The following is a 4898-nucleotide window of genomic DNA, read 5'->3' as shown; positions in this document are numbered from 1 at the left end:
ATGTTACCTTTTGCCTGGCTTACATTGCGATCGTCGTCTCTACACGTCTCACAAGCTTAGATCCACACCTGCAAGAAGCAGCCCTAGACTTGGGAGCTACCCCCTTCACTGCTTTCGTCAAGGTTTTGCTACCAGAATTAATGCCGGCTATCGTCTCTGGGTGCTTATTAGCCTTTGTTTTGAGCATGGACGATCTGTTAATCTCTAGCTTCACGGCTGGGGGTGGCGCAACTACATTACCGATGGAAATCTTTAGCCGCATTCGCACCGGAGTAAAGCCTGATATTAACGCATTGAGTGTGTTTCTAATCATCTCTTCTGGAATTCTAGGCTTTATTGCTGAATATTTGCGATATAGAAGCAGTCAACAACGGAGCTAGACCGCAGATAAACTCACTATTCTACTCTCGCAGCCGATGGATAACGGGTAAGCTTGAGAGGTATCAAGCTCAGGCCCGAAACACTGCCTTTATGGTCTGCGTCAATTTAGTCATTGCACAGGATGACATTAGTCACGAACGGGAGGAGTGTTGCATGATGGTTTCAAGACTGGAACGCATGAGTTTGGCGATCGGGATCACGTTACTGGCATCCTTGCCCATTTGGGCGCAATCCCTCTCAAATTTTGGCACTATAGTGCTTACCCCCGGCTTTCAGCGCTCAGCAGGACGGGCACCCGGTTACACCAGTGGTTTTTTCTCCTTGGCAACCCTTGCCGCCCAAGACCAAGCCAAAAATCCTTGCCTTGGATTTAGTGGCGATCCCCAAGTGCCCGACCACATTATCGAAGTCCAGCAACCATTTACCAACTTAACCATTCGGGTAAAAAGTGAAAACAACCGCGGCGCAACTGTTTTAGTCCGTGGCCCCGGCCTGTTGCTATGTGGAGATAATGTTGGCTCTGACAAAGGTGCTACAGTCACAGCCTCTAATGTCCAGCCAGGAACCTATCAGGTGTGGGTGGGCAGTATTAATCCTGGTGAGCGCATTGACTATACACTGACTGTGCAGGAATAGGCAAACCCATCTCCTAGAGTGTGGAATTGCAAAAAAATCGGCGGGGAACATTGCCCTCGCCGACGTTTCATTCAACGCTAGAAGGTCTAGCCTTAAACCTAGGCCAAGACCTAGTTCAACCACTCTAGCACTGCTTCTTCCTTGGTATTAGTTCTACGCTCTGGAGTTTCACGCACAAACTTCATGTGGATAGCACGAGTTTGCTCACCATCTGCAGCAACTGCCATGATGGGATAGTCGATTAGCCCATCCGGGAAAGACATCTGGAACCGGAAGGTACCGTCGGAATTGAGCTTAATCGGGCGACCAGCGATCGTCACTGTGGCATCCGGCTCAGTTGCCCCATAAACAATCAACTCAGCATCAGCAACTAACCAGAACTTGCGAGGACGAATTGGCGCAGCCGAAGCTGAGAAACCAATACCAGATGCCATACCAGAGATAGTAGGTAGCACACCAGTAGGTATGGCCCACATTCCTACACCAGATGGAAACACATAGGAACTAACGGTCTCTGTCAGATGGACAGAACCGAAGACAGATCCAGGAACATGTTGCATCGAGCCAAACATAGAGCCAGCGACACGCTGGGCTTCTGCATCTTGAGCCATGCCAAAGATCTGGTCGTAGATAGCATTACCAGTCATGCCCATAGCATAACGTTGGCTAGGAGTAATCAGTTTGAAGACCGTCTTACCGCGCAGATCATCGTCCCACGACACGGTAATGAAGTGATCCTCAATCCAATCAGAGGGATAAACTGGCGGGATGTGCACAGGTGCCGAGCGCACCAGCTTTAACCAACGACCATCACCACAGCGATAGCCAATCTCTACAACGTAGTCGCGATCGCTAACTGGAATAGGAATATACCAGTCACGAGCCAGCTCATCGCAGGGATACTCCTGAATACTGTGGGGTGCTTGGTAGTTCACGTCGATGTCCGTAACATCGTAAACCCGCAGCGCAAACTGCTGACCACCTTGCCGCCGAATCTCTTCCTTATGCTCGTTGGGGATGTCCCAGTAAGCATAGGCCCATTGCGGATCGCGAGGCAGCAATACAGCTCGACTTTCGCCATAGCCACCGGGCAAATCGGGCAATCCCTCATCTACAGAGGCCAAGTCGCCCCCAGTCAAATCTTGTTGACCAACCTCAAACTTGCTAGCCTCCACCTCAGTCTGGGCTTCAACTACACGAGGTGGCACTGCCGGAGAGGTCTGACTACGTTCGATCGCTTGAATTTCTTCCAACAACTGCTCCTTGCGCATCCGACTATAGCGAGAAATGTTGTACTCGCTAGCTACCTTCCGTAACTGGCGCAATGTCATCTCTTCCAACGGGGGACGTTCCTTAGTCATAGCCTATTAAGCCTCCAAAAATTAACCGTATGTTATCCCTTGCGCACTAGACCCATATTGAACCCAGCTTGAGCGTTCAGTGTGATAGCTGTTGCCTAGTGCCAGCCGATCGCTCGACAGCAATCCAGTCAACAGTTGATGTCAATGATGTTAAGCAGCGAACCGTCAGTTAGGTTTTAGAATTCGTTTGGGATCGATGGGGATCAATGTAGCTTAGAGATTATAGAAAGTAAAGGTGGGGATCAATCGGGGATCAAATTGCCATAAATCCTTACTGAAAGCTGATCTGGCAGGTTTATTGATCCCAAAAAGATGCAAATATGTCAAGATATCATGACTTTCTTGATCTCTACTGGGATCCTGGGGATCAGAGAATATAAAGATTTCCTGACATTTCCTCGTTGAGACTAAACGACAGGAAACCCCGCATAAAGTCTCTGTGTTGAGTTCCATATTGAGTTCCATAGCCATTACACTGAAGAAGACGATTATTGACGTACATAGATGGCCATGACTGAGCAATTAGATGCCCGTGCTTTATTTCAAGCAGCTTACGAAAATCGCTATACGTGGGATGCTGGCTTTCCTGGCTACAGTGCTGAGATTTGCTTTCGCTGTGATGGCAAGGTTCACAGTGGCACGGTTAAGGTCAATAGAAATCTGAGTGTAGAGGTCAGTGGCGTTACTGATGAAGCTGCTAAGCAGGCTATTACAGGTCAATTACAAGAGATTGCTATCCATCGTGTACGCCGTAGCTTTCAGGACACCCATGGCAAAAATACGTTTACTCTAGGTGAAGTAGACGATACTGGGGCAGTAGAAATCTTGGTAGGTGGAAAGGCTGAGGGTGATCGCTACAAGGTTCGGAATAACGAAGTTTGCATGGTGCATCGCCATATCCATGGCGTTGTTGTTACTATCAATACACTAAGCAGCCATCAGACCGATGCAGGGTATCTATCACACCGCTACACCTCGGTCTACCATGACCCTGTTACCGGTGAACTCAAGGGTGGCCCTAGCGAGTTTGAGGATAACTACGAGCAAATTGGAGGCTACTACATTTTGACTCAGCGGGTAATCCGTACCGTTAGGGATGGACATGCTGTCATTGAGGAATTTGAGTTCACCAATGTCCGTCTACTGGAACCAGCCCTTGTGTAGTAGGTAATCATACCTGCTAGTAGAACCACGCTACGATCGTGTAGCGATCGCCCCAAGTAACTGGACAGACCTCATGCAACAGGTCAGAACGAAATGCAACTAGCAGCCCAGGTTCCCCTTCTAGGGAGAATCCATATTGTTGCCACCGTGGTTCGTTAACCAACCCATAGAAGGTAAGCTCACCGCCACCAAAGCAGTTAGGGGCCGGTGAGGGGGCATGGGCGTTGAGAAAGATCACCACAGATATTTTTCGCACCTCTAAGTAGGCAGCATGGGGATGGGTTTCTGAGGATCCGTCACGGTGGGGCTGAAAGAAGTCACCTGCTCGATAGTGCAGGTACTGTGGAGGTTGAAAACCCTGTAATGGTAATCCAAAATGCTCCTGCAATCTAGGCAACAATTGCAACAGTTGCTCAGTCAACATTACCTGTAGTGGGGAAGGAATATGAACGTACAAGGCTTTGCGAACCGCTTGATTAACAGTTTCTTTGCCGCCTGTGCTGATGACTTCTGCCAGCAACGGCTCTGCTGCCTGAATGCTGGCTTGCAATGCAGCACACTGATCTAGCGTGAGGAAATGACTCTCGACAAACAATCCCAACCGTGTGAAAAATTCTGCTTTGGGCATTATGCTGCTCTTTTGCCAAAATCCTAGTGGAATGTCTGAAGTTAATCACAGTGTGGCATACCTTATGGTTAGCAATGATTGTTTGCTAATTTGAGGCATAGGTTCACAAGATTAGTTTGTTAATTACAAGCCTTCCGTAGAGTGAGCTAGAGAGGGTTGATGGCTGACGATTGCCTGTCTTGGCAGAGTTTGTGGCGACTAAGGTATAGCGCTGCTATAGCAATTGCATGGGCTATGCCAACGATCGTCTATGCTCAAGTCTTACCAGACGGCACATTGCCAACCATTGTAGATTCTATCGGGCAAGGCACCACTAACGTTGTGATTACTGGTGGCACACAGGTTGGTGGCAATCTATTTCACAGCTTTCAAGAGTTTTCTGTGCCTACAGGTGGTGCTGCTATCTTTGATAATCCACTTGATGTCACCAATATCATCAGTCGGGTGACAGGGGGCAGACTCTCTAGGATTGATGGCTTGCTCCAGACTAATGGCACGGCTAATGTGTTTCTGTTGAACCCCAACGGTATCGAATTTGGCCCTAATGCCACGCTTAGCATCGGCGGATCGTTGTTTGCCAGCACTGCTCCAGGCTTGCAGTTTGCTGATGGCACCGTGTTTAGTGCGGTTAATGTAGAGGCAGTTCCCTTGTTAACCCTAAGTGTTCCAGTTGGTGCTCAGGGTGTTGGTGCCTTAGAGGCTCGAATCGTCAGCAATGGGCGCTTGAT

At 48.8% G+C, this 4898-nt stretch carries 6 protein-coding genes; 4 read left to right on the top strand and 2 right to left on the bottom strand.

The genetic code is table 11. The annotated features are described in order from the left end of the window. Both NZ772_13785 and NZ772_13780 read left to right on the top strand, forming a co-directional pair. Window positions 1-380: ABC transporter permease subunit (locus NZ772_13785; GenBank protein ID MCS6814620.1), on the top strand; the 380-nt coding region annotated here is incomplete at its 5' end. Window positions 381-534: 154 nt separating this feature from the next. Continuing rightward, window positions 535-1017, top strand: a complete 483-nt coding sequence (locus NZ772_13780) for a hypothetical protein (protein MCS6814619.1) — start codon at window positions 535-537, stop codon at window positions 1015-1017. Window positions 1018-1127: 110 nt separating this feature from the next. On the opposite strand, the gene NZ772_13775 is transcribed toward NZ772_13780, so the two are convergent. After that, window positions 1128-2378, bottom strand: a complete 1251-nt coding sequence (locus tag NZ772_13775) for a DUF4912 domain-containing protein (protein ID MCS6814618.1) — start codon at window positions 2376-2378, stop codon at window positions 1128-1130. Window positions 2379-2882: 504 nt separating this feature from the next. On the opposite strand from NZ772_13775, the gene NZ772_13770 reads away from it, so the two are divergent. After that, window positions 2883-3542 (top strand): DUF3386 domain-containing protein, encoded by a 660-nt coding sequence (locus tag NZ772_13770; GenBank protein MCS6814617.1) that lies wholly within the window; start codon window positions 2883-2885, stop codon window positions 3540-3542. Window positions 3543-3558: 16 nt separating this feature from the next. Here NZ772_13770 and NZ772_13765 read toward each other — a convergent pair whose 3' ends face one another. Further along, window positions 3559-4170, bottom strand: coding sequence for a 2OG-Fe(II) oxygenase (locus NZ772_13765; GenBank protein ID MCS6814616.1), 612 nt, complete (start codon window positions 4168-4170; stop codon window positions 3559-3561). A 159-nt stretch (window positions 4171-4329) separates the two neighbouring features. Here NZ772_13765 and NZ772_13760 point away from each other — a divergent pair. Beyond that, a partial coding sequence (locus tag NZ772_13760; protein ID MCS6814615.1) for a filamentous hemagglutinin N-terminal domain-containing protein occupies window positions 4330-4898 on the top strand: 569 nt, incomplete at its 3' end.

The organism is Cyanobacteriota bacterium (assembly GCA_025054735.1).
Classification (GTDB): Bacteria; Cyanobacteriota; Cyanobacteriia; order SKYG9; family SKYG9; genus SKYG9.
Note: the sequence above shows the minus strand (reverse complement) of the source record. Positions and strands in the feature narration are given on the sequence as shown.

What these genes read in the sequence shown, in the direction of transcription:
- NZ772_13775 (MCS6814618.1), bottom strand. Translation starts at nt 2,378, where the DNA reads ATGACTAAGGAACGTCCCCCGTTGGAAGAGATGACATTGCGCCAGTTA.
- NZ772_13765 (MCS6814616.1), bottom strand. Translation starts at nt 4,170, where the DNA reads ATGCCCAAAGCAGAATTTTTCACACGGTTGGGATTGTTTGTCGAGAGT.
- NZ772_13770 (MCS6814617.1), top strand. Translation starts at nt 2,883, where the DNA reads ATGGCCATGACTGAGCAATTAGATGCCCGTGCTTTATTTCAAGCAGCT.
- NZ772_13780 (MCS6814619.1), top strand. Translation starts at nt 535, where the DNA reads ATGATGGTTTCAAGACTGGAACGCATGAGTTTGGCGATCGGGATCACG.